We start from the raw sequence: 23948 nt of genomic DNA on the forward strand, positions 1-23948 counted from the left end.
GGGCATACGGTGACGGCCGCGCGGCCGGCACCGCGCGTCGCGAGACACCGGGATCACGTCGTACCGGGTCGGGGGAGCGAAGGCGGCGGTGCGGAATGTGCACATGGCGCGGCTCCCCTTCTCTTCACTCGGCATGAGGCGCGCGAGGCCCCGTCGGCAGCGCGCACGCCGAGTCTAGGGATCATGTCCGGCCGCGGCACCCGGTTTTCCGGGGCCACCACACCCACGGCAGTCACGGGCCGGAGCGACACCGCCCGCCGAAGTTCCCGTACGAGGACGGCCGTCGATGCCCCGCGGCACCGTCAGGTCCGGCCGGTCGTCGGCAGCCGCAGGACCATCCGCGCACCCCGGGCGCCGCCCGCACCGCCCTCGGCCGTCAGGGTGCCGCCGTGGTGGGTGCTCAGGTCACGGGCTATGGCCAGACCCAGGCCGGCTCCGCCGTGGTCGCGACTGCGCGAGTCGTCCAGGCGCGTGAAGCGTTCGAAGACGCGCTCCCGGTCGGCCACCGGGATGCCGGGCCCGTCGTCGACCACCTCCACCACCGCGGTACCCGACCGTGCGCCGTTCGTGGTGCGCAGGGTGACGTCCACGCGCCTGTCGGCGTAGCGCTGCGCGTTGTCGACGAGGTTCGTGACGATACGGCCGAGCCACAGCGCGCCGGCGGTGACCTCGACATCGGGTTGCAGCCGCAGCCGTACGGGGACCCGGTCGCCGAGTCGGCCCTCCACCACCTCGCGCACGAGGCCGGTCAGGTCCAGTGGGGCGGCGACCACCGGCTGGGCCGCGTCGATCCGGGCGAGCAGCAGCAGGTCGGCCGTCAGGTGCTGGAGCCGTTCGATGTCCTCCAGGGCCCCGGAGATCAGCTCGGGCCACAGCTCCGGGTCCTGGACGGCCAGGGCCACCTCCAGCTGGGTGCGCAGGACCGTGATGGGGCTGCGCAGTTCGTGGGAGGCGTCGGCGATGAACTGCTGCTGGCGGATCCCCGAGGCCTCCAGCCGGTCCAGGGTGGCGTTCATGGTCTCGGCCAGCCGGGCGACCTCGTCGTGGGTCGCGGGCACCGGCACCCGACGGTGCAGGCCGCGGTCGGAGATCTCGGCGACCTCCGCCCGGATCGCCTCCACCGGCCGCAGCGCATGCCCGGTGACCCGCCAGGTCACGAGGGCGACGGTGGCCAGCAGCAGGGGCATGCCGATGACGAGAGCGGCGGTGGTCGTGTCGTCGGCCGCGTCCGCGTCCCGCAGGGAGGCGCCGGCGTAGACGGTGGCCATGCCGTCCGGAGTCTCCGTGACGACCTGGACGACCCGCTGCCGGTACTCACCGTCCACCGGTCGGACCCGCCACGTGTGGAACCGGGTTCCCGGCGCGCCGGGACCGGTCGGCGGGAAGGCCGGCACACCGGCCAGGTTCGGGCTGGAGAAGAGGACGCGCCCGTCGGCGCCCACCACCTGGACGAAGTCGATGCCGCGGCCCGGCGGCCGTACGCGGCCCAGCTTCCCGGTGGCGGCGAGCTGCGCGACCGTCTCGGCCTGGCGGCGGGCGTCGTTCTCCGCGTTGCGGAGCAGGTTCGCCTCCAGCAGCCCGAGCAGGGCGAACGAGGCGAGCGCCAGCGCCGCGGCCACCACCACGCTCGCGCCCACGGTGGCCCGCGCCCGTACGGTGGTGGGCCACAGCCGCCGCAGCACCGGCCACCTGAGCAGGAGCGAGCCCGGGACCGCGCGCAGGGCGATGCGCACGCGGTCGCGCCGACGCTCGCGCGGGCCGGGGTGTTCGGCCACGGCCTCAGCCACCGTCGGCCGCCAGTCGGTACCCGGCGCCGCGCACGGTCTCCACCGCGGCACGGCCGAACGGTGCGTCGATCTTGCGCCGGAGGGCGCTGACGTGGACCTCGACCACGTTGGGATCGCCGTCGAAGGCGCTGTCCCACACCTGTTCCAGGATGTCCCGCTTGGGCACCACCTCGCCGGAGCGCCGGGCCAGGTACTCCAGGACCGCGAACTCCCGCGCCGTCAGCCGTATCTCCGTGCCGCCCCGGGAACAGGAGTGCCGGGCGGGGTCGAGCAGCAGATCGCCGAACCGCATCACCTGGGGCCTGCGGCGGCCCGTACGCCGGCCGAGCGCGCGCAGCCGGGCGACCAGCACCAGATAGGAGAACGGCTTGGACAGGAAATCGTCGGCGCCGGTGTCGAGCGCCTCGGCCTCGTCGTACTCGCCGTCCTTGGCCGTGAGCATCAGGATCCCCGACTCGTTGCCGGCCGCGCGCAGTTTCGCGCACACCCGGTATCCGTTCAGCCCGGGCAGCATGATGTCCAGCACGATGAGGTCGTAGTCGTGCTCCGTGGCCATCCACAGGCCCTGGGTCCCGTCGTGGGCCACATCCACCGAGAACCCCTCCGACTGCAGCCCTCGCTGCAGGGCCACGGCGAGCCGCCGTTCGTCCTCCACCACCAGTACGCGCATGTCGGACAGGATCTCAGGACCGCTCCGCGGTCAGCTGAAGAGGTCTTCAGGTGGCTTCAGCGGGGCTTCAGGTTCCGCTCAGCATGCTCGGGAACGAGCCGCGCCGCACCGCGCCCGGTTGTCCTGAGGAGTGCCTGTATGTCTGATTCTGTCCCGTCGAACGAGCAGCCCGAGACCGGCGCCCGGACCGCCGCCGAGACCGCCGCCGTGCCCACCCCGGAGACCGCCCCCGAGGTCGGGTCCCGCAAGTCCGCGGCTCTGGGCCGCCTCGTCCCCGGCGGTAAGCGTGCCCGCTGGGTGGCGGCGGGTGCCGTCGCGGTGGTGGTCGTCGGAGGAGCGGCGGCGGTGGCCGTGGCCGGACACCACGATCACCACATGCGCGTCGAGCGGGGTCCGCACCTGGCCTGGGCCGGACCGGGCGCCGAGGGACTCCGGGGCGGCCCGCACGCCGCCGAACCCCGGCACGAACGGGGGGAGGCCGGTCCCGGCCGCCCCGACGGCCCCAAGACGCCCGGAGAGGCGGGCCGCCCCGGCGGCGCCGACGGACGCGGCGGCTTCGCCAAGGAGGCCCCGGCGCCCGCGCCCATCCCCTCCCTCGCCATCGGCGAGGCGGCCGAGAAGGCCGCCGCGGCCGTGCCGGGCGGGAAGGTGGCGAGCCTGCGCGTGGTCGCGCAGGAGGGCGGCGGCAGCGCCTGGCTGGCCGTGGTCATCGGCTCCGACGGGGTCCGCCACGCGGTCACCGTGTCCGGCACGGACGGCACGATCACCAGCAACACCACCAAGGTCCGGTAGGAATCGGGGGTTCTGGCGGCGTCCTCTCGATCGGAGCCCGCCCTGACCGACAGGACACCCCAAGACCTACGGGGCCATGGCCCGGCCCCCGATACCAGGGGCCTCGCCCAGCTGGCCCCGCCACCAGGCCGCCATCGCGTCGCCGTCCATGCCCGCCCAGGCCGGGGTCCGCTCGACCTGGGCGCGGCCCAGCCGGCGGGCCAGCGCGACCAGTTCCCGTCCGGCGGCGCCGCGGGTCTCCTCGTAGCCGCGCAGCAGCTCCTCGAAGGACCCGCTGCGCTGCCAGCCGTCGGCGAGGGCGGTGGCGTCCTGGAGGGCCTTGGCGGCGCCGCTCGTGTTGTGCGGCCGTACGACACTCGCCGCGTCCCCCGCGAGCAGCAGCCGGCCGTCGGCGACGCGCGCGGTCTCCACGTCGTAGATCGGCTGGACGAAGGTGTCCGCCGGGTCGGTCAGCGCGAGCGCCCGCCCCCAGTACGGCGGGAACTCGCGATCGAGCAACGCCGCCAGATGTCCCGCGAGCTCAGGGGTGAGACCACCCGGCGGGAAACTCGTCGGATCGCCCCGGCGCAGCTGCCCGTCCCGCGGAGGCGGGGCGTAGAGCACCCAGTTCAACCGCGGACCAGCCGGGCCCGGAATCCGGTAGATCACGCACGAACCGCCCGGGAAGCAGACCGTGGTCACCGTCTCGGGGGCCGAGTCCGCGAGGCTGCCGAGCCCGGCGAGCCGCGCCGCGTCGAGGTTGCCGCGCCAGCACACGTAACCGGCGTACCGCGGCCGGGAGTCCGGGCAGAGCGCCGCCCGCACCACCGACCGGTACCCGTCGGCTCCGACCACCAGGTCGTACCGCTCGACGGACCCACCCGCGAGCCGCACCTCGACGCCCGTGGCCCTGCCCCCGACGCCCGTGGCCCCGCACGCGGCGACCCCGGTCACCGCCGCCCCCTGCCGGTAGACCACCGAGCCCGGAACGGACTCCCGAAGGCCCTGCCAGAGCAGTCCCCAGTGGTAGGAGTGGAAGGGGAAGGGCTGCTCCCAGGTCACCCGACCGCCCGCCGCGTGGGCATCGTCGCGGACCACCCAACGACGCCGCTCCAGCCGGTGCGCCGCGATCCCCGCGGGCAGCGCGCCGCTCGCGCCGAGCTCGGCGGCCCGCTCGTCGTGGATGCACAACCCGACGCCGCGGTCCTGCAACCGCCCGCCCGTGCGCTCCAGCACCACCACCTCACCGGCGCCCGCCCGCGCCGCCGCCGTGGCGACGGCGCAGCCCGCGATGCTCCCGCCGACCACCGCGATCGTTCCGCCCCGCATAGGACCTGCCTCCTGTCGATGCACACCACTGCCCCGACCCTCACCGGGCCGCCCGGATCACCCTGCTGAAGACCGCGTCGCCGGCGGAGTGGGCTGCACGGAACCCTGGAGGGCCAGGGCGGTCAGTACGACCAACGAGTCCGTCCAGCCCAGGGGCGCCACGGCGGACGGGTGGCCGGCCCCGTTCACCGTTTCGGGGAGCTCGCCCAGTCCGTTCCGCTTCGAGAGCACCCAGTCCAGCACCCGGCCCGCCTTCGCCGGCTCACCCGTACCGGCCCAGGCGAGGGCGAAGAAGGAGGTGCTGGCCGTCCACGCGTACGAACCCCAGCTGAAGGACGGATCGTTGCCGGGCGACACCCCACCGTTCGGCAGCAGCAGCGCCCGATAGGTGGAGTCCAGCGCCTCGCCGAGATCGGCCGGGGCGGCGTTGAAGGGGGGTGCCATGAACGCCACCGCGCTGTCCCGGCCGTGCGCGCCGTCGACCGTCCGCTGATATCCGAGCGGGGCGAAGTGGGTGGCGATCGCGGCGGACAGCCGCCGGGCCGCCTCTCCCCAGCGCTCCGCGTCCGCGACCGTTCCGAGGCGCGCGGCAAGGTCGGCCGCGGCGTTGAGCCCGGCCAGCAGGGGAGCAGCGGTACCGATGTTGGCCGTCGTCGTGTCGAGCTCCCAGTAGTCCGGGGACGCCGGAGGCAGCCCGTCCGGTCCCAGGGAGCCGGCGGCGTGGTCGGCCGCCTTGCGCACCATCGGGTAGAGCGCGCGCAGCCGTTCGTCCCGACCGTCGGCCGGCGCCGCCCGATACCACTGCCACGTGGCCCAGGGCACCCAGCCGTTGCCGTCCAGCTGCCACTTCCGCGCGTCCGGTGGCCCGCTGCCGTCCAGCTCGGTACGGGCCTCCCAGGTCCCGTCGGACCGCTGGGTGAGTGCGTCGTAGACCAGGATCCGGTACGCCTCCTCGTCGTGCCCGGTGGCGGCGAAGGCGGCCGCCGCGAACGCACCGTCGCGGGGCCAGGAGTACTCCCACGGCGGCGCCCACGCCGCCGCGAACGCTCCCCCCGGTTGCAGCAGCGCCCGCATCGACAGCAGCGCGCGCCGCGACGCCTCCCGCTGCGCCGCGGTGGCGCCCGGCACCCTGCCCGCCGCCAGCCAAGCGCGGCTCTCCTCGATCTGCGCCAGCGCGCCCGGGTCGTCCGCCTCGACCACCACCGACGCCGAGGCTCCGTCGGGAAGGTACCGCCACCGGCCCGACGGCAGGCGCAGCACATTGCTCCCGTCGACGTAGGAGGCGCCCACGGCGAAGGAGGGCAGGACGGCCTCGGTGGCGACCCGGTTGGTCAGCAGCCCCGACGTCCGGGCGGCGAGCGCCGAGGTGGGTACGTAGCAGGGCTCGGTCTCGCCGCAGCGCTCGCTGCCGGTGGGGTCGATGTGGAAGGCGAGCCGGGAGGCGTCGGCGTGCCAGCCGCCCCAGTACGCCCGGTCGTAGTTCCAGCTGGTCGGTGAGCCGGGCAGGGCGCGCGTGGTGCCGTACCAGGCGATCGGCCCGCTCTCCGCGGTGCTCGCCTGGAGGTGCAGGTAGTACGTGCTGCCCGCCGTGACGTCCGCGTCGAGCGGGAACTCGACCCAGCCGGCGCCGGCGCCGCCGAGTGCGGCGAGGTCCAGGGTCGTCGAGGCGATCACCGACCCGGCGTCCGCGCGGACCCGGCGGATCTGCGCGGTCACGGTGCCCGTCGCCGCCCCGCTGCCCAGCCAGACGCTCACCCGGGAGAGCCGGGTGCCGTCCACCGTGAACTCCTGGGCCGCCGCGTTGTTCGTCGCCTTCACGCTGAACAGCGCGCTCTCATGGGCGGCCTGCCCGTCGTAGGCCACGGCGGCCGCCGCACGGGGGAGCGCGGCGGGCGCGCCGGTCAGTGTCAGGCAGAGTGCGGCGGGCAGCAAGGTCCTCGCGAACGCCATCTGTACAGCCCCTTCCTGTTCGACGGGCGCGCGGGGCGCGGGGGCCGGGGCGCCGAAAGCTGGACCCACCATGCAGGCATCCGGCACCGGGAGGAGGGGAGTCGGGACGTGTCCCACCGGATCGGGCCGCAGCGACATCCGATCGTGTGACAGAAACAGCGGAAGGGGCCCGTTCGGGCGTGTGCCGCCGGCAGCGGCGCTCGGCGGGCACGCCGGGGCGCGCGCGGGCGGACCAGGGCGCGCGAAGAAGCGGATGCGCTTGCTTCGGAAGATTTTCAGGGACCGGCTTGCACGATCGGGCTCGCTTTCCGATGGGGTGGTGAATGGGAGCGCCTGGTGCTCCACGGCTGCCGGTTCGGGGGCAGGCAGACCGTTGCTCATGATCCACTCGAAAGGTTCCGCGCCGACGTGAATGTTGCCGAGACGGCCGCCCTCGCGCTGTTAGTGATCACTGCCCGTCATCTCGTCATCGATGTGTTCAGGGCGCCCATGCGCCTGCCGGGTGCGGGGGTACGGACGGGAACCGGCGGACCATCCGCCGGCCGGCGCCGTGCCGATCCCCGCACCCGCCACCGTGAGGTCCCCGCCGCCCTCGTGTGCGGCGACGAACAGCTGTGGGGGAGCGTATGAGCGAAGGCGAATTCGATCCATCGGGGGACCAGGCGGTCTCCAGCGAACTGGCCGGCGTACTGCCGGTGGACTTCACCGCCTTCCACTCCCAGCAGCACCGCGCCTATCTGCGCTACGCCCATCTGCAGCTGGGAAACCCCAAGGACGCCGAGGAAGTCGTCGACGACGTGTTCACCTTCCTGCTGAAGGTGTGGCGCCAGGCCCTCAAGGAGGCGAGCCTCCACGGTTTCGCCTGGGCCGTGCTGCGCGAGCACGTCGAAAGACGGTTGGCGGCCCTGGGCCGGCAGGTGGCCATGGTGGAGACGGCATGGTTCGCGGCCCTGCGCCGTTCCTCCAGAGAGCGGCTGGAACTGCTGGAGTCGAAGCTCGGGCTGTACGCGGCGATCGCGGGCCTGTCCGAGCGGCAGTACGACGTGGTGCTGCTGGCCTTCCTGCTGGGCAACGACTCCGACACGGTCGCCCGGATGATGGGGATCACCCCCGCGACGGTCCGCTCGCACATCCGAGGCGCACGCCGAACCCTGTCCCGCAAGCTCGGGGTGGAATGGATCCCCGGAGAGGAGAAGGACCAGTGAGCGACATGCCCCGCCACCGCGACATGCCGCTGTGCGAACTGGACGCGGCCCTTGCGGACGCGACGGTACTCGCGGAGGAATACGCCGGATACGACGAGGGCGCGGCCCGCCGTCGGATCGCCCGCCGGATCGTCGCCGACCGTGCCCGCTCGGCGACCGGCACCGCCGGCCCCCCCGGCGCCGCGACCCCGCCACCGCGGGGGCAGGCCACATCCACATCCACCTCCCCCTTCGCGTTCGCCTTCGGATCCACCTGCGGGTCCGCGTTCGCGTCCGCATCAACATCCGCATCCGCGGCGGACGCCGCGGCCGACGACCTCGTCCTGGACGCCGCATGCCACGTGCGCGCCGCCCGGGGCCTGGACGACCTCGCCTGGTGCCTCGTGGAGAGCCGGGACTTCGCCGCCCTCGCGCTCGACGCCGACTCCTGGCCCCACGGCGTGGACACGGCACTCCTGTTCGGCTGCCTGCTCCACCTGGCCGACCGGATGGAGGACGCGCAGTTCTGGTTCCAGTACGCGGCAGGCGCGGGCTCGCGGACCGCCGCCCACTGCCTCTACCTCCTCCACCTCGCCCGGGCCGAGGTCGCGACCGCCCGCCACTGGAAGCGCCAGGCACGGACCCTGCCTCCGGAAGAGCACCTGCCGCACCTGCCGCACCTTCCCGAACACCTCGAAGAGGCCCTGGGCGCCTCGGTCATCTGGACCACGCCGCCCATCACCACCCAGGACCTCACCGCCCTCACCGCCGGACCCGGAGGGGCGGGCCGGCCGCCGTGCCGACTCCCCGTACGACTGCGCCAGGCGCTCATGGCGCGCCCCCGCAAGGAGGACCCCGACCTGGGGGAGGTCGTCACCCCCGGCCCGCAGGTGGCGGTCGCCGTCGCCCAGCACGCCCGGCTCGACCCCCTGCACCTGACGGACCAGGCGAACGCCTGGGCCCTGGAAGCACCGGAACACCCGCACCTGATCCTCGCCGCCCGCAAGACCCCCGAAGGCCGCCCGGCACCGGCCCCGCTGGAATCCGTCCACCAGGCACTGCGCGTACTGGAAGTCGTCAACCGCTACTCGGGGGGCGTGAACCTGACCCAGATCGCCCGGGAGACGGGACTGCCGCAACTGGTCCTCGCCCGGGCCACGGAGCAGCTGATCCGCGCCGACCTCGCCACCCCGATCGGACCGGACGCGTACGTCGCCGGCACCTCCCTGCTGCTGGCCGGATCGACGACGGGAGAGGGGCGCGGGCACCTGCGCGAGACCCTCGCCTGGTTGCGGGACGCCGTCGGCGCCGCCGTCTACGTCGCCCGCTACACCGACGGCGAGGTCGCCATCACCCAGTACGTCGACGGCCCGGCCACACCCGTCGTCGAGGAGTGGGTCGACTTCCGGGTCGCCGCCCACGCCTCGGCCGTGGGCAAGGCACTGCTCGCCCAACTCGACCACGACGACCGGAAGGACCACCTGGCCCGCCACCGACTCACCCGGTTCACCCCCCATACCCTCACCGACCGACGCGACCTCTTCCACCAACTCGACGACCGCCCGCCGAACGCTCCGCTCCTCGACCTGCAGGAGTACGCCCTCGGCACGGTGTGCGCCGCGGTCCCGATCACCGCGGGCCCCAACGCGGAATGCGTCGCCCTCTCCATCCCGGTCCCCGACCCCGGTCGGCTGAAGCAGGCCGCCCGCATCCTGCAGAGCGAGGCGGCCGCGGTCCTCCTGGCCCTGATCGTCGCCGACAGCACCCCGTCCACGGCCCGCCGGCCGGAGGACCCCATCCTGTCGCCGACGGCCTAGACCCGGCACAGGCGGGGGGAGGGCCCGCCGCACCCGGGGTGCGGCGGGCCCCCCCGCGCCGCCCGGAAGCGCTCGTCCGATCCTTACGCGGTGCCCGCGGCGATGAGGTCGGGCAGTGCGCGCATGTCGTGGAAGACGACGGTGCCGGTGCCTTCGAGCTGCTCGGCCGGGGTCAGTCCGCCCGCGTAGCCGAAGGACCGCATGCCGGCGGCGCGGGCGGCCTCGACACCGGGCCGGCTGTCCTCGACCACCGCGCACGCCGCCGGGTCGACGCCCATCCGCCGCGCGGCGTACAGGAACAGGTCCGGGGCCGGCTTGCCGTGGCGGACCTCGGTGGCACTGTAGATGCGGCCGTCGAAGTGCTCGTAGAGGCCGGTGCGGCCGAGGGTGTGGCGCATCTTCTCGTGCGAGCCGCTCGAGGCGACGCAGGTCGGCAGGGTGAGCGCGGCGAGTGCCTCGGGCAGTCCCTCGACGGCGGACAACCCGGCGTCCACCGCCTCACGGTGGCGCTCCTCGAACATCTCCCGCCAGAGAACGGCCGTCTCGCCGCCGACCCGGAGGGCGATCTCCTCATGGATGGAAGCGCTGGAGCGCCCCATGAAGCGGTCCATGACCTCGTCCTCGGTGAGGGGCCAGCCCAGCTCCGCCCCCAACGCGACCTGGAGGGGCAGCGCGATGCGTTCGCTGTCGACGAGCACTCCGTCGCAGTCGAATATGACGAGTTCAATCGGCTTGATCATTCCCGCAGCATAGGGTCCGCCCGGTGCGCCGCACGGGGCCGGTCCCGGTGCACCATGGTCCGGTGACGAAACGGAACGACGGGGCCGAGGGCACCGCGGGACTGTCCCCCTACCAGGCGGAGCTGCGCGCGCGGATGCTCGCCGCCCCCGTCGTACCGCCCCCCGGGGCCTGGCGGCCGGTCTTCGACCCCGACCCCTGTCCCTACCCCTACGTCCCCGTCGGCGGACTGCTGGGCATCGGCTTCGCCTCGCACCCGGACACCGGCGACGACCTGGTGATGGTCGTCTCGAACGACGGCCACGGCCTCTTCGACGCACGCTCGGGGGAGAAGATCGCACGTGACCGGGACCCCGCCTGGGAGCACAGCACCCCTGACGCGGTGCCCGACCTCTCCTGCCCCGGCCTCGGGCCCGTCGCCGGCCGACGGGTCCGCATCGCCGGGCTCTTCGGCGGCGGCCTGCACACCACCACCGAGGATGGCTGGACGCTGGAGGTGGTGAGCCCTGGCCGAACGACCGGGTGCTGCTGTCCACCGACGGCGGGTTGCCGCACTCCGGACCGCACGGCGAGCGCTGGTGGCACATCTTCCACTCCGACCGCTCGACCCTCCGGGCGGCGGGCTTCTCCCCCTCGGGACGGACCCTCGCGGTCGCGACCAGCAGCGACCTCACCCTCTGGACACGCGACCTCTGACCGGAATCCGGAACCGGAACCCGAACCGGGGTCGGGACCGGGGTCGTCAGGGGGTGACGATGGGGAAGTCCGGGTCGGGGGAGTCGAGGTAGGCGAAGAGTTCGGCGACGACCGCCGGATCGCCGTCGAGGGCCACGCCCTCGTGCCGTAGGAGGTCGTCCGGCGGCAGGGCGCCGAGCAGGAGCCCGCGCAGCAGTGGTTCACCGAGTACGAGGACGGCGTGCGGCCGTCCGGCCGCGGGGTTGTCCCCGCGGACACCCGTCAGCACGCCGTTGGCCAGGCGCAGCGTCAGCGGTTCCGAGCCGGGCAGGACGAACCGTACGGCGACGTCCGCGTGCCAGGCCCGCGGTCCGTCGATCCGGATGGCGAGGGAGTCCACCAACTGGTCCAGGCTCAGGGCGGCGATCACGTCCGGGGACGCGGCGGTGGCCGGTGTCCCGACGCTCTCGCCGCGCAGTTCCTGGGCGCCGGTGAGGTAGAAGTTGCGCCAGGTGCCGTTCTCGGCGCCGTAGCCGAGCTGCTCCAAGGCGTCGGCCTGCAGCTCCCGGGCCTCCTCGTTCGAGGGGTCCGCGAAGACCACGTGGTCGACCACCTGGGCCACCCAGCGGAAGTCGCCCTGCTCGAAGGAGGTCCGGGCACGGCGCAGGACCTCCGCGGCGCCGCCCATGAACGCGACGTAGCGGCGGGCCGCTTCCACCGGCGGGTGCTGCCACAGGAGGGCCGGGTTCCCTTCGAACCAGCCCATGTACCGCTGGTAGACGGCCTTGACGTTGTGGCTGACCGACCCGTAGTAGCCGTGGGTGTGCCAGGCCGCCTCCAGCGCCGGCGGCATGCGCAGCGATTCGGCGATCTCGGACCCCGTGTACCCCTGGTTGAGCAGTCGTACCGTCTGGTCGTGGAGGTAGGCGTACAGGTCTCGCTGCTGCGCCAGGTAGGACACGGCCCGCTCGCGGCCCCACGTGGGCCAGTGGTGGGAGGCGAAGACGACGTCGCACGCGTCGCCGAACAGCGCGATGGATTCGGTGAGGTAGGTGGCCCAGGCGTGCGGGTCGCGTACCAGGGCGCCGCGCAGGGTCAGCAGGTTGTGGAGGGTGTGGGTGGCGTTCTCGGCCGTGCACAGCGCCCGGTGGTCGGGCAGCAGCACGTTGAACTCGGCCGGGGCCTCGGTGCCCGGGGTGAGCTGGAAGACCATGCGCACGCCGTCGACGGTCTCCTCCTGGCCGGTGCGGGTGATGTCGAGGGTCGGCGGGATCAGCGTCACCCGGCCGGTGGAGGTGGTCTGGCCCAGGCCCGCCCCGACCTGGCCGCGCGGGCCCTTGGGCAGGCCGGCCCCGTACATGTACCCCGCGCGGCGGGCCATGGCGGTGCCGGCGTAGACGTTCTCGCTGACCGCGTGTTCGAGGAAGCCCTCGGGGGCCAGGACCGGGACCCGGCCCGCGTCGACCTCCGCCTGGGTGGTGACCCCTTTGACGCCGCCGAAGTGGTCGGCGTGGCTGTGGGTGTAGAGGACGCCGGTGACCGGCCGGTCCCCGCGGTGGGCCCGGTACAGGGCGAGGGCCGCGGCCGCCGTCTCCTCGCTGATCAGCGGGTCGATCACGACGACGCCGCGGTCGCCCTCGACGAGGGTCATGTTCGACAGGTCCAGGCCGCGTACCTGGTACACGCCGTCGACCACCAGGAAGAGGCCCTGGAGGGCGACGAGGCGGCTCTGGCGCCACAGGCTGGGATGGACGGTGTCGGGGCGGTCCCCGTTGAGGAAGGCGTACGCGTCGCCGTCCCACACGACGCTCCCGTCCTCGGCCTTGATCACGCAGGGCTCCAGGGCGGCGACGAAGCCGCGCGTGGCGTCGTCGAAGTCGGCGCGGTCGGCGAAGGCGCCGCTGCCGCGCGCCGCTCGGTGAGCGGCGCCGATCGATCCGGAGGCGTCGTGGCCGGGGCCGTTCTCCATGGCGTGAGCCTCCTCGGGCGGTACCTGACCGGACCCGACCGGACCGGGCGAGGGCTCACGGCGGGCGCGGCCGCTCCACCCCAGCCTCGGCCGGCCGTACGCCGTCCGCCCGGCACACTCCGCCGTCCGGGTGAACCAGGGGGCCGGCCGGTGGATCGCTCGCGCCGTCCGCCGCGGCCTCGCCACAACCTGGCGCGCGAGCCTTGACCGAAGGGCTCTACCTGTCGGTAACTTGAAGTCGTTCAGAAGAGAACCGTCGGAAGGGGCCGGGCGCGTGGCAGACCACGATCTCAGCGGGTTCGAGAAGAGCACGTTCACCCACGACGGTGCCACCCGCCGGATCCTGCGCCGGGGCACCGGCCCCGCGGTGATCGTCATGGCCGAGATCCCGGGCATCACCCCCAAGGTCATCGAGTTCGCCGAGCACGTCGCGGCGGCGGGCTGCACGGCCGTACTTCCGGTGCTCTTCGGCGAACCCGGTCGTGACGCGGATCCCGGCCGGGTGGGTCGGGCGAGCGCCGGCCGCTCCATGGCCTCGTCGCTGTGGAAGGTGTGCGTGAGCCGTGAGTTCACCCTGCTGGCCACAGGGCGCAGTTCGCGCGTCGTGGGGTGGCTGCGCGCACTGGCGGCCGCCGAACACGAGCGCTGCGGAGGTCCCGGGGTCGGGGCCGTCGGGATGTGCCTGACCGGCGGGTTCGCCCTGGCGATGGCCACGGACGAGCGCCTCGTCGCCCCCGTGCTGTCCCAGCCCTCGCTCCCGCTGGCCTGCACCGCGAGCCGCGCGCGCACCATCGACATCAGCCCCGAGGACCTCGCGGTCGTCCGCGGACGGTGCGAGCGCGAGGGGCTCCAGGTGCTCGGTCTGCGCTTCCGGGGTGACCGGCTCGTCCCCGGCGACCGGTTCGCCCACCTGCGCCGGGAACTCGGCGACGCCTTCGTCGCCGTCGAGCTGGACGCGGGCGCGGCGAACCCGGAGAGCGCCCTCGCGCCGCACTCCGTCCTGACGGAACATCTCATCGACGAACCGGGTCAGCCCACCCGGCAGGCACTCGACACCGTCCTCGACCTCTTCCGCACCCGGCTGCTGGGGGAACGCGAACGGGAACGGCCCGCTCCGGCCGTGTGACCGGAGGACCCTTTCTCCTCAGCCGCGTTCGGGGGCGATCACCGCGTCGATCTCCACCTCGACGAGCCACTCGGGATCGATGAAGCGGGACACCTCGACGAAGGTGGTGACCGGCCGGACGGAGGCGAACCGCTCCCCGTGCGCCCGCGCGGCCTCCCGCCATCGCGTCACGTCGGTGAGCATGACGCGGGTCCGCACCACGTCGGCCGGCGACGCCCCGGCCTCCCGCAGGGCCGCTTCGGCGATGTCCAGGCACCGGACGGTCTGGGCGTGGACGTCGCCGGGGCCGACGGTGGAGCCGTCGTCCCCGATGGGGGCGGTTCCCGCGACGGCGACGTACTGCCCCGTCCGCACCGCGCGGGAGAAGCCGATCCGAGGCTCCAGCGGCGATCCCGAGCTGACCTTCCGATGTATGTCGACCATCTCTTCATGCTGCCAGAAGCGTGAATGACGGGGCGTCACGCCCCTGGGCGCGTTGCGTGGACCGTCGGAGCGCCGAGTGGCAATCTGGACGATATCGCCGCAAATAACCATGTTCGCGAACTGTCCGTGCGCATGCCGTTCCACACCCTCCGCTTCCCAGGACAGTCCAGTGGTTTGTATATGTCGGTCACCGACGTATGGTGGGATCCGAAGATCCTTCCGGCGGCAGTCGTTCCTGCCCGCCGTCGGAGGATTCACGTTGCGATGGAGACGGAGTGCTCATGGCCACCAGGAAGAACCTCACCGCGAACCGGGAATCCCTCGTCCACAAGGTCCGCTACGCCGCGAGCCGTCCGCACCGCATCGCCCCGTACCTGAAGCGGGCCGCCCGTGACCGGTGGTTGGCCTTCAAGCACCCCGACCACGTCAGCTACTACCGGGCCGTGATGGCCTCGGACACCCGCCGCAATCCGGAGGCCGCGGTCGGCAGCCAGACCCACGAACGCTGGCTCGCGCTCGGGCGGATGCAGTTCGACTACCTCCTCGGGCACGGCCTGAAGCCCGGCGCCCGCATGCTGGACATCGGCTGCGGCAACCTCCGCGCCGGCTGGCGATTCATCGACTACCTCGACGCGGGCCACTACTACGGCATCGACATCTCGCCCGACATCCTCATCGCGGCGAAGCGGACCCTGACCGAGCGAGGGCTCCAGGCCAAGGTCCCGCACCTGACCCTCACCAAGAACCTGACGCTGGACTTCCTCCCCGACGGCTACTTCGACGTCGTCCACGCCCACAGCGTCTTCTCGCACTCACCGATCGACGTCATCGACGAGTGCTTCGCCCACGTGGGCCGGGTCCTGGCGCCCGGAGGTCACTTCGACTTCACCTTCGACCGCACCACCGGCACCGAACACCAGGTGCTGCGCGAGGACTTCTACTACCGCACCCAAACCCTCGTCGACCTCGCCGCCGGACACGGGCTGTCCGCACGCTTCATGGAGGACTGGGAGGAACTCGGCCACGGCCAGTCCAAGATCCGCGTCAGCGTCGCCGGATCCGACGTCGACGCCGAGGTCTGACCGCCCCGGCCCCGGCCCCGGCCCTCGTCGCCGTCGGATCAGGCGTGGCTCGCCGGGTCCGAGCGCCTACGACGCCACAGGCGCAGGGCCACGCCCATGGCCGCGAGCAGGACCAGGCACGGCAGCGCGGTGTCCTCGCTCACCACCCCCGCGAAGTGGCCGAGGACGAGGAACGGGGACGCGGCCAGGGCGAACCGACCGGGGGTACGGATCCCGGACAGCGCCCGGCCGCCCGCCAGGACCAGGGCGGCGGTCACGGTCACGGCGAAGCGCCACAGCGGGATCATGCCGAGCCCGCTCGCGTCGAGCAGGCCCAGCAGCACCACGAACAGCGGGGCCCAGAGCAGCAGCGCCACCAGCCCCGTCGTGGTCCTGATCCGGCAGGGCGGGTGCAGGTCCGGGGGGCAGAGCAGCGGGAGTGCGGCGATCGCCAGAGGCGGGGTCAGATACGCCAGGTGCGCCAACGGCATGTCCACGAAGCCCGGCAGGACGGCGATGACGAAGCACACCGTGCTTCCCGCGACCCCCGCGAACGCGGTCCGCGCGCCGACGGCGAAGCGCCCGCCGAGCGCCAGCACGGAGCCGAGGAGGGTCAGTGCGGAGAAACCGCTCATCGCATACCCGAGCGGGGCCTGGAGGTCCGGGAGGCCGGCGACGTACGCGAGGTTGAGCGTCGAGGCGAGCAGGAACGCGGCGTACGCGCCCGTCGCGGCCGCCGCGAAGGGCGCCGTCGCCGCGAACAGGCGCCCACCGCGATGCGCCGAACCCACGCCCAGGCGGAGCCGGAGCGCGTGCGCCACGATGTCCAAGGCTTCCCGCAGTCGGGTGATCGGGCCGGCGCCCTCGGTCGCCTCCCGATAGGCCTCGGCCACCTCGTCGCCGAAGGCGCGGCGGAAACCGGCGGGGTACAGGCGCAGCAGACGAGGACTCACGCCGTGGCCGTCTCGCCGGAGACGCCCAGCCGGCGCGCCGCCTCGCGCGCGGTCGCCGCGATCCGCTGCGCCTCGGCGGCCAGACTCTCCCGGCCTTCCGTGGTGAGGCTGTAGGTGCGGCGCAGCCGACTGTCGACGATCTGCTCCTCATGGACCTCGATCAGCCCCTGACCCAGCAGTCGCTCCAAGGCCCCGTACAGGGTGCCGGTCCGCATCTTGACGCGTCCGCCCGAGATCAACTCCACCTCGCGCGCGATCGCGTACCCGTGGCGGGGCTCGTCCGCGAGGGCGGTCAGGAGGAGGAGGGTCGGTTCCTGCATCGCACGATCACTCATGTCTGCATGGTAGGTCACCCACCGACATATGCCGCCCGGTGTGAGGCGCCACGGGGACGGACACCTCGCCGCCCTGCTCCTCATCGGGTCGGCGAGGTGATCCACGACGGAGGCGGTCCGAGCCCGCCGGGGCCCGGGCCCGCGTCCGCGGTCAGCCGCGGAAGGCCTCCGGGCGGGTCGGGGAGGCCTCGGCCAAGGCCTTGGTGACCGCGTCGACGCCTTCCCGCAGCCCGTAGACGGGGGTGTTCGGCTGCTGGCGCCAGGACTCGTCCAGGCCGCCCGCGTCGACGGTGTCGAAGCCGAGTTCCTCGATCAGGGCGCGTACCGTCTTCTTCGCGACCGCGTCGTCGCCCGCGACGGGCAGCGCCATCCGGTCCGCCGCGCCCGCCGGTCGGTGCCGGTCCAGGATGTCCTGGGCGTAGGTGCCGTTGAAGGCCTTGACGACGGGGTGTCCGAGGTGCCGCTCGGTCCAGCGGCTCTCGGTGAGGCCCTCGTCCTCGACGCCCGCGATCCGGCCGTCGCGCTCGCGCGGATAGTAGTTGCCGGTGTCGATGACGGCGAAGCCCTCGGCTGCCTCGTCGAAGAGGCCCGCCGGCAGGTCCGGAACCTTCTTGAAGGGGATCGTGACCACGACGATCTCGGCGCCGCGCGCCGCTCGCGCCACGGTGACGGGGGTGGCGCCGGTCTCCTCGGCCAGCGCGGCCAGGGTCTCGGGGCCGCGCGAGTTCGCCACGGAGACCTCGTGCCCGAGGGCCGTGAGTCGACGGGTCAGGTTGCCGCCGATGTTGCCCGCGCCGATGATGCCGATCTTCATGAGCTCTCCAGTGCGTCCGGGTTCAGTGTCGCGTCCGCCCCAACCTCCGCCCCGGGCCCCGCATTCCGCCCCGCGGTGATCGTCCCCCGGTCGAGCGATGCGTTCGCGCCGCCGTACGAGGGCCGGTCGGTGTGCCGGAGGGCCCCTGACCGGCCCGATACGGCCGAAGGTGTGGCCTTTCGGCCATTTCTCGCATTCCGCGAACCGGACGGGAGCGGGACGGCGTCGGTCCGACCTGGCCACCCGCAAGATCGTCTCCATCCGGGACTGCCCTCCCGCGTCGGGCGCGCGGGGGCCGCCTACAGTTCCCGCGTGAGGACACACCGATGATCCGGGGCCTGGGGTCGCGCCGCCCGCAGCCCGTGCCCGTCCACTGCGGCGACGGCCGCCATACGATACGGACCGCCCGGCTGCTCCTGTACACCCCCCGCGACCACTGGGACGTGGAGATGGGTGCCGCCGCCGGTGCCGACAGCGACGCGCAGCGCTGGTTCGGCTGGATCCCTGACTCCCTCGTCACCCCCGAGACCGCCGCGCATCTTCTCGGCATCCACGACGGAAACCGCGCCGAGCGGCTGCGGGCCTTCCCCAGGTCCGTACGGCGGGAGTTGGCCCGGCCGGTGGTGCTCCCGGACCCGGGCGCGGAGCAGCGGCTGCTCGCCGTCGACGCGGCCACGGGCTTGGTGGCCGGAATGAGTTCGCTGACCCCGGACAGCGGCGGGGCCATCGGCCTCTGGCTCGCCCCGGCCTGCCGAGGTCGGGGCCTGGGCACCGAACTGGTCACGGCCACCGCCCGGTTCGGCCACGAACACCTGGGCCTGCATTCGGTGTCCGCCGGCACCGAGACCGCCAACCACCGCTGCCGGGGAGCCTTGAGAGCCGCGGGCTTCGTGCCGTGCGAGGGTCCGGCCCTGCACACGCTCCCCGACGGCAGGGTCGTCGACTCCGCCTGGTACCGGCACGAAGCCGCCGGCACCGCCCGCTGCGCCGGCGTACCGGCGGCCGCGGTCAGCCGGGTGTGAGCGCGCGGGCGCCGCGGTTCAGGAGATCGCGTACCACTGGCTGGCCCAGCCGGTGTTGATGGTGCTCGTGGACTGTTCGGCGAGGTTCACCGTGGCAGGCAGCGAGGTCTGACCGGTCAGCAGGTTGCTGTACCGGAGGTTCGGGGGCGTCAGGCCCGCGTTGACCGAGATACCGGCGCCCGTGGACTTCAGGGTGAGGCCGTTGGTCGCCCAGGTGCCGTTGAGCAGCAGCGCGATGAAGTACGTGCCGGGAGCGGCGGTGAACGGCTTGCCGAGGGCGAACGGCTTGGCGATCGCGTCGGTCATCAACTGGGGGGAGATGTCCGGGGTGGTCGCGACAAGGGCGCCCTTGGCGTCGTACACCCCCAGGTAGCAGTTGGCGAGTTGGGCGTTCGGGTCGATACCGGCCAGGCCCAGCCACACGTTCGACCAGGTGATCTGCTCGCGCAACACGATCCGTACCAGGGTGACCCGGCCGCCGACCCCGGCCGACGACTGGGCGGTCACGTGCCCCGCGTCATTGGGGTCCCCGGTCCAGGCCAACAGGTTCTGGTCCTGCGGCCGGGGCCCCTCGAAGCCTGATCCGCCGCCGCTCTGCGCGGGCACGGTCGCCACGGAGCTCGACGCCGCGGGCCGGCTGTCTCCCGGGGCGGTACAGCCGGCGAGGACGAGCAGCGCTGCGAGCGCGGTCACGAGACCGGTCGTGGCGGTGGTGGTGCGGGTGCGCATGGTCCCCCCATGAGGTGCGGATCTGTCGACGGACATGATCACACGCCGCCGGTGCGCACCCGCCCCGCCCGTCGCGGAGCCCCGATCGCGCGGTCGGGTCCGGAAGCCGACGCCGCGCCGGCCGAACTCCGCCGGTTCCGTATCGACCGAATGGTAGGGGATGACCCGAGTCGTCCCCTGAACCGACCCTGCGGGCTTCCTTAAGGGAACTTGAAGAAGCCCGCCGGCGGGCGGATTTCACTGATCACAACCCTAGGCTCGGTCGCACCCCACCCCCTTCCCTCTGTGAGGTGCTACAGGCATGAGCAGCCGAACTCCCGCAACGCCGTCCCGCGTCGAAGCACGGCGGAAGAAGGCGATGCGCACCCGCATCGTCCTGTCCCTGACCGCGGCCGCCGCGGCGGTGGCGGTCGGCGTCGCCGTGGCCGATTCCGGCGGCGGTACGCAGGTGGACCAGCGGGCCGACGGCGCCGGCGGGGCGAAGTCCGGGACGCCGACCCCTGCGGACACGGCGGGGACGGCGAGCCCCACCGCTCCGGTCCCCGAGGTCACCGCCGATGCCGCGGCCGCCACGGGCTCGCTGCCGCCCGAGTCTCCGGCCGCCGAAGGTACGGGGTCGGCGGCGCCGACGAAGCCCGCGGCGGAGGAGAACACGTCGACCAGGTCCACCCCGGCCGGCAAGCCCCCGCGTACGTCCGGCGGGAGCACGGGCGGCGGTTCCGGCACCTCGGGCGGATCCGGCGGATCCGGGGGCTCGTCCGGCGGATCTTCCGGCGGCTCGTCGGGCGGTTCCGGCAGTTCCTCGAGCGAGGAGTCCGCCGTCCTCGCCCTGGTCAACAAGGAGCGGTCCGCCGCCGGATGCGGGCCCCTGACCGTGAACTCCAAGCTGGCCGCCGCGGCCCGCGCGTACAGCGACACCATGGCCCGCAGTGGTGTCATGTCCCACACCGGGCCCGACGGGTCCACCATGACCTCCCGTGTGGAGGCCGCCGGCTACGGGTGGTCCCGCCTCGGCGAGAACATAGCCCGGGGCCAGTCGGACGCCGACGCGGTCATGAAGGCGTGGATGAACAGCTCCGGCCACCGGGCCAACATCCTCAACTGCTCCTTCAAGGAGATCGGCATAGGCGTGCACAAGGGTGACGGCGGCCCGTGGTGGACGCAGGACTTCGGAACGTCGAAGTAGGAACTTGCTCCGCCACCCCTGACCCGCACCGCCCCCCATACCCCATACCCGCCACCCCCCCACCGGCCTCGCGGCATCGGCCACATCCCCCCGGCCGCTGCCCGGCCGCACACGTCCCCCGACCCGCACCCGGGTCGGGGGACGTCCGCGTGCCCGCCCCCCGCGCCGGGGGGTGCCGGGGGCGGGCACCCGTTGGACGGGGGAGGTGGTGACGCGCGGCCCGGTCCGTCCGCCACTATGGGGCCGTGCCTCGATTTCCGCGCTACCTGTTCATATGGCTGTCGTGCACGGCCACCAGCGTGACGGCCGTGCTCGCCACGGTCCAGTTCGTGGTCGGCTCCACCCGCCACACGCCCCCGGTGGCCCGGTCCGCGCCCATGGTCTTCGACTCACCGCCGGCGTGGCCGGCGGTGCAGAACCCCTCGCCGGGTACGCCGTCCCCGACCGCCTCCGCGTCCCCGAGCCCCTCGCCCACCGCGACCGAGGCCCCGACCCCCTCGGCTCCGTCCTCCCCGTCCACGAAGCCCTCGGCGACCGCCCGGACCGCCGCGCCCAAACCCGGCGTCGACTGCGGCAGCGGCGGGCCGGGCCTGCACACCGTCCCCTCGCAGGGCGGCAAGGTCACGGTGCGGTACGGGAGCCGGGGCGTGTGTCTGATCTCCGCGGTCCCGAGCCGCGGCTTCAAGGCCACCACCTCGCAGACCGACGACGACACCCTGACGGTCACGTTCAGCGGATCGGACCACCGGTCGGTCGTCACCGCGACCATCGACCCGGTGGCCAAGGCCAGCGTGCGCGAGACGTCGTTCTGACGGCGGTCCGGTCGACCCTTCGACCGCAGGGCGCCCCCAAGAGGGGCGTGACGACGGGGGCGTGACCGCTTCGGGCCGTCCGCACCGCTCGTCCCCCTGATCCCTTTCGCGAGGATTGCCTCCCCGTATGCGCTCATCGGACGGGTCCCGACGAAGCGGAAGGTGAGCTCTTCCTTAGGGGAACCTCAAGATCGCACTCAGGCGGTTCCCGGGGCCCGCCGCGGTCCTATGCTCACGTCAGCCGATCGGCCTTCGGCGCCCGGGCACACCGCCCCGGCGAACCGTCGGACCACCGGCTTCATCGAGTCGGGAGGCTTCTCGCCCTTCCCGTAGTTCTCCGCGCGCCTTGGGGTGTCTTCGCCATGACTTCTCGCATACACCGACCCGTCCGTGCCGGCCACGCCGCGCAGCCCCGCTCCGCCACGCCCCTGGGTGTTCGGCTGCCGCTCGTCGCCGCCGCCGTGGTCGCGGCCGGGCTGTGCGCCGCCTGCGGACCGTCCTCCGAGAGCGTCGGCTCCGCCTCGCCGACCACCCTCGGACAGTCGGCGGCCGCCCTCGGCCCCGCCACGCCGTCTGCCTCCGCGTCCACCGAGGCCTCCCCGAGCGCGTCGGCCTCGCCGTCGGCGTCCGCCACCACCCAGGCCTCCTCCTCGCCGACGCCCTCCCGGTCCAAGAGCGCCTCCACGGCCCCCAAGCCCGCCCGTACGTCCGCGGCGCCCGCCACCCCCGCCCGGGTCCCCGGGCCCGGCTACGACAGCTCCGCCGACGGGCAGAAGCAGGTCGACGCCGCACTGGCCGCCGCCAAGGCCGACGGAAGGATGGTGCTGCTCGACTTCGGGGCCAACTGGTGCGGCAACTGCAAGGCGGCCGACAAGGTGTTCGCCCAGCCGCAGACGACCGCGATCCTCGGAGCCTCGTACCACCTGGTCAAGATCGACATCGGTGGCAACAGCTCCGCCAACTCCGCGCTCCTGCGCAAGTACAGCCCCGGCGGCGGTACCTACACGATGCCCGTGCTGGTCGTCCTCAACTCGTCCGGCAAGGTGCGTACCGACACCCACACCACGGGCAACCCGTCCCTGACGGCGGAGGGGATCAACGCCTTCCTGCGCAAGTGGGCCGCGTGAGACCGGTCGGCCCGCGCGGGGCCCAGGTGCGTACGGCGGCCCTGGCCGGAGCCGCCCTCGTGGCGGCCGCGGCCGGTTGTGTCTTCGCCGCCGTCGGCTCCGTCGCCGCCGACGGCAGTCGCGCGGAGGCGGCGGCCGGCTCGGTGACCACCGCCGGCGCCGTGGTCAAGGCGGCGGCCGAGGCCGCGGTCATCGCCCCCGCCGACCGACCCGCAGCGCCCGCGACGGCGGGCGACGCGCTCGACGGGAAGCCGGTCCGGCTCGACGACTTCCGGGGACAGGTCGTCGTGGTCAACGTCTGGGGGTCCTGGTGCGGGCCCTGCCGCGGGGAAGCGGACGACCTGGCACGGATCGAACGGCGGACCCGGGACCAGGGCGTCCGGTTCCTCGGGATCAACACGCGCGACCCGGACCGCGCGGCGGCCCGCTCCTTCGTCCGTGCCCACGGCCTCGACTTCCCCAGCCTCCACGACCCCACCGGGGAGCTCCTGCTCCGCTTTCCCCCCGCCCTCCTCAACCCGCAGGCGATCCCGTCCACCCTCGTGATCGACCGCCGCGGCCGCATCGCCGTCAGCATCGGCGGCGCGGTCACCGAGGACGAACTCGGCCCCCTGATCGCCCGGGTGCTGGAGGAGACGGCATGACGACGGGCCTGGTACTCGCCGCCGCGGACACCCCCTCCCTCCTCCACGGGACCCTGGTCGTCGCCGCTCCGGTGGCGTTCCTCGCGGGACTCGTCTCCTTCCTCTCGCCGTGCGTGCTGCCGCTCGTACCGGGCTACCTCAGCTACGTGACCAGCCTGTCGGTCTCCGACCTGGCGGAGGCCCGCGGCGGGCGCCGCAGCAGGATGGCGGTCGGCGCCCTGCTCTTCGTCCTCGGCTTCACGGCGGTCCTCGTCTCCGGAGGCGCCCTCTTCGGGTACTTCGGCCGCACCCTGCTGGCCCACCAGGAGGTGATCACCCGGGTGCTCGGTGTCTTCACCGTGCTGATGGGGCTGTCCTTCATGGGGTTCCTGCCGGGATTCACCCAACGCGAGTTCCGCAGCCACCACCGTCCCACCCTCGGGTTGGCCGGAGCCCCCCTGCTGGGCGCGGTGTTCGCGGTCGGCTGGACGCCCTGCATCGGCCCGACGTTGGCCGCCGTACAGGCGCTGGCCTGGAGCGAGGCCGGCGCGGGCCGAGGGGCGCTGCTGATGGCGACCTACTGTCTCGGCCTCGGGCTGCCGTTCGTCCTGGCCGCGCTGGCCTTCCGGCGCGCCATGGGCGCCTTCGGCCTGGTCAAACGCCACTACGCGTGGGTCCTGCGGATCGGCGGCGGAATGCTCGTACTCGTCGGCGTACTGCTGGCCGCCGGGGTGTGGAACGACCTGGTGTACCGACTGCAGCTGTGGAGCGCGGACTTCACCACCGCCGTGTGAGCGGACGGACCCCCGTACCGACCCGATTCGATTCGTCTTCCCGACACAAGAGG

22 protein-coding genes and 1 pseudogene are annotated in these 23948 nt (G+C 73.4%); 12 read left to right on the plus strand and 11 right to left on the minus strand.

The annotated features are described in order from the left end of the window. Positions 1-302 precede the first annotated feature (302 nt). On the minus strand, positions 303-1679 hold the full coding sequence (locus ACWG52_RS36590; RefSeq protein ID WP_389806897.1) for a sensor histidine kinase: 1377 nt from the start codon (positions 1677-1679) through the stop codon (positions 303-305). A gap of 100 nt (positions 1680-1779) precedes the next feature. Beyond that, positions 1780-2457 (minus strand): response regulator transcription factor, encoded by a 678-nt coding sequence (locus ACWG52_RS36595; RefSeq protein WP_033225201.1) that lies wholly within the window; start codon positions 2455-2457, stop codon positions 1780-1782. A gap of 138 nt (positions 2458-2595) precedes the next feature. Here ACWG52_RS36595 and ACWG52_RS36600 point away from each other — a divergent pair, with 138 nt between their 5' ends. After that, positions 2596-3249: a hypothetical protein gene (locus ACWG52_RS36600; protein ID WP_390167305.1), complete on the plus strand. Its 654-nt coding sequence runs from the start codon at positions 2596-2598 to the stop codon at positions 3247-3249. Between the two features lie 66 nt (positions 3250-3315). Here the strand turns inward: ACWG52_RS36600 and ACWG52_RS36605 are convergent, their stop codons facing one another. Together ACWG52_RS36605 and ACWG52_RS36610 are read right to left on the minus strand one after the other, a co-directional pair. Next, positions 3316-4557 carry an FAD-dependent monooxygenase gene (locus ACWG52_RS36605; protein WP_390137451.1) on the minus strand — a complete coding sequence of 414 codons (1242 nt, stop codon included), beginning with the start codon at positions 4555-4557 and terminating at the stop codon, positions 3316-3318. 57 nt (positions 4558-4614) lie between these two features. Then, a complete protein-coding gene (locus tag ACWG52_RS36610) occupies positions 4615-6507 on the minus strand; it encodes a glycoside hydrolase family 15 protein (protein WP_389806642.1) in 1893 nt (630 codons plus the stop codon). 626 nt (positions 6508-7133) lie between these two features. Here ACWG52_RS36610 and ACWG52_RS36615 point away from each other — a divergent pair. Then, a complete protein-coding gene (locus ACWG52_RS36615; RefSeq protein WP_202507754.1) occupies positions 7134-7712 on the plus strand; it encodes an RNA polymerase sigma factor in 579 nt (192 codons plus the stop codon). Positions 7713-8680: 968 nt separating this feature from the next. Next, positions 8681-9508 carry an IclR family transcriptional regulator gene (locus ACWG52_RS36620; RefSeq protein ID WP_389806896.1) on the plus strand — a complete coding sequence of 276 codons (828 nt, stop codon included), beginning with the start codon at positions 8681-8683 and terminating at the stop codon, positions 9506-9508. An 83-nt stretch (positions 9509-9591) separates the two neighbouring features. Here ACWG52_RS36620 and ACWG52_RS36625 read toward each other — a convergent pair whose 3' ends face one another. Beyond that, the gene (locus tag ACWG52_RS36625; protein WP_453127150.1) at positions 9592-10248 is read right to left on the minus strand and encodes an HAD family hydrolase; all 657 of its coding nucleotides are present in this window, start codon (positions 10246-10248) and stop codon (positions 9592-9594) included. Between the two features lie 134 nt (positions 10249-10382). Here ACWG52_RS36625 and ACWG52_RS36630 point away from each other — a divergent pair. Beyond that, positions 10383-10942 (plus strand): annotated as a pseudogene (locus tag ACWG52_RS36630) (hypothetical protein). A gap of 46 nt (positions 10943-10988) precedes the next feature. Here ACWG52_RS36630 and ACWG52_RS36635 read toward each other — a convergent pair. After that, a complete protein-coding gene (locus ACWG52_RS36635) occupies positions 10989-12890 on the minus strand; it encodes an alkyl/aryl-sulfatase (protein ID WP_389806637.1) in 1902 nt (633 codons plus the stop codon). Positions 12891-13164: 274 nt separating this feature from the next. Between ACWG52_RS36635 and ACWG52_RS36640 the strand changes: the two genes are divergently transcribed. Next, entirely contained in the window at positions 13165-14016 is an 852-nt protein-coding gene (locus tag ACWG52_RS36640; RefSeq protein WP_389806635.1) for a dienelactone hydrolase family protein, read from the plus strand. A gap of 18 nt (positions 14017-14034) precedes the next feature. On the opposite strand, the gene ACWG52_RS36645 is transcribed toward ACWG52_RS36640, so the two are convergent. Next, complete coding sequence (locus ACWG52_RS36645) at positions 14035-14439, minus strand: RidA family protein (RefSeq protein WP_389806633.1); 405 nt, start codon at positions 14437-14439, stop codon at positions 14035-14037. A gap of 281 nt (positions 14440-14720) precedes the next feature. Here ACWG52_RS36645 and ACWG52_RS36650 point away from each other — a divergent pair, with 281 nt between their 5' ends. Beyond that, positions 14721-15521: a class I SAM-dependent methyltransferase gene (locus ACWG52_RS36650; RefSeq protein WP_389806631.1), complete on the plus strand. Its 801-nt coding sequence runs from the start codon at positions 14721-14723 to the stop codon at positions 15519-15521. A gap of 38 nt (positions 15522-15559) precedes the next feature. Here the strand turns inward: ACWG52_RS36650 and ACWG52_RS36655 are convergent, their stop codons facing one another. From ACWG52_RS36655 to ACWG52_RS36665, 3 genes are all read right to left on the minus strand, one after another. Then, complete coding sequence (locus ACWG52_RS36655; RefSeq protein ID WP_453127152.1) at positions 15560-16453, minus strand: hypothetical protein; 894 nt, start codon at positions 16451-16453, stop codon at positions 15560-15562. Next, the gene (locus tag ACWG52_RS36660; RefSeq protein WP_389806627.1) at positions 16450-16788 is read right to left on the minus strand and encodes a PadR family transcriptional regulator; all 339 of its coding nucleotides are present in this window, start codon (positions 16786-16788) and stop codon (positions 16450-16452) included. The genes ACWG52_RS36655 and ACWG52_RS36660 overlap by 4 nt, the downstream gene beginning before the upstream one ends. A gap of 151 nt (positions 16789-16939) precedes the next feature. Further along, positions 16940-17863, minus strand: coding sequence for an NADPH-dependent F420 reductase (locus tag ACWG52_RS36665; RefSeq protein ID WP_389806625.1), 924 nt, complete (start codon positions 17861-17863; stop codon positions 16940-16942). A 65-nt stretch (positions 17864-17928) separates the two neighbouring features. Between ACWG52_RS36665 and ACWG52_RS36670 the strand changes: the two genes are divergently transcribed. Beyond that, positions 17929-18624 carry a GNAT family N-acetyltransferase gene (locus ACWG52_RS36670; RefSeq protein ID WP_389806623.1) on the plus strand — a complete coding sequence of 232 codons (696 nt, stop codon included), beginning with the start codon at positions 17929-17931 and terminating at the stop codon, positions 18622-18624. 18 nt (positions 18625-18642) lie between these two features. On the opposite strand, the gene ACWG52_RS36675 is transcribed toward ACWG52_RS36670, so the two are convergent. Beyond that, positions 18643-19353, minus strand: coding sequence for a hypothetical protein (locus tag ACWG52_RS36675; RefSeq protein ID WP_390137456.1), 711 nt, complete (start codon positions 19351-19353; stop codon positions 18643-18645). Between the two features lie 301 nt (positions 19354-19654). Between ACWG52_RS36675 and ACWG52_RS36680 the strand changes: the two genes are divergently transcribed. From ACWG52_RS36680 to ACWG52_RS36700, 5 genes are all read left to right on the plus strand, one after another. Continuing rightward, the gene (locus ACWG52_RS36680) at positions 19655-20539 is read left to right on the plus strand and encodes a CAP domain-containing protein (protein ID WP_453127155.1); all 885 of its coding nucleotides are present in this window, start codon (positions 19655-19657) and stop codon (positions 20537-20539) included. Between the two features lie 245 nt (positions 20540-20784). Beyond that, positions 20785-21351 carry a hypothetical protein gene (locus tag ACWG52_RS36685; RefSeq protein ID WP_389806615.1) on the plus strand — a complete coding sequence of 189 codons (567 nt, stop codon included), beginning with the start codon at positions 20785-20787 and terminating at the stop codon, positions 21349-21351. A gap of 362 nt (positions 21352-21713) precedes the next feature. Continuing rightward, positions 21714-22478, plus strand: a complete 765-nt coding sequence (locus ACWG52_RS36690; RefSeq protein ID WP_453127157.1) for a thioredoxin family protein — start codon at positions 21714-21716, stop codon at positions 22476-22478. Next, on the plus strand, positions 22475-23122 hold the full coding sequence (locus ACWG52_RS36695) for a TlpA disulfide reductase family protein (RefSeq protein ID WP_389806613.1): 648 nt from the start codon (positions 22475-22477) through the stop codon (positions 23120-23122). Before ACWG52_RS36690 ends, ACWG52_RS36695 begins: the two co-directional genes overlap by 4 nt. Continuing rightward, positions 23119-23895: a cytochrome c biogenesis CcdA family protein gene (locus tag ACWG52_RS36700; RefSeq protein WP_389806611.1), complete on the plus strand. Its 777-nt coding sequence runs from the start codon at positions 23119-23121 to the stop codon at positions 23893-23895. The genes ACWG52_RS36695 and ACWG52_RS36700 overlap by 4 nt, the downstream gene beginning before the upstream one ends. The last annotated feature ends 53 nt before the right edge of the window (positions 23896-23948 follow it).

This window comes from Streptomyces sp. CLCI03, from assembly GCF_053615355.1.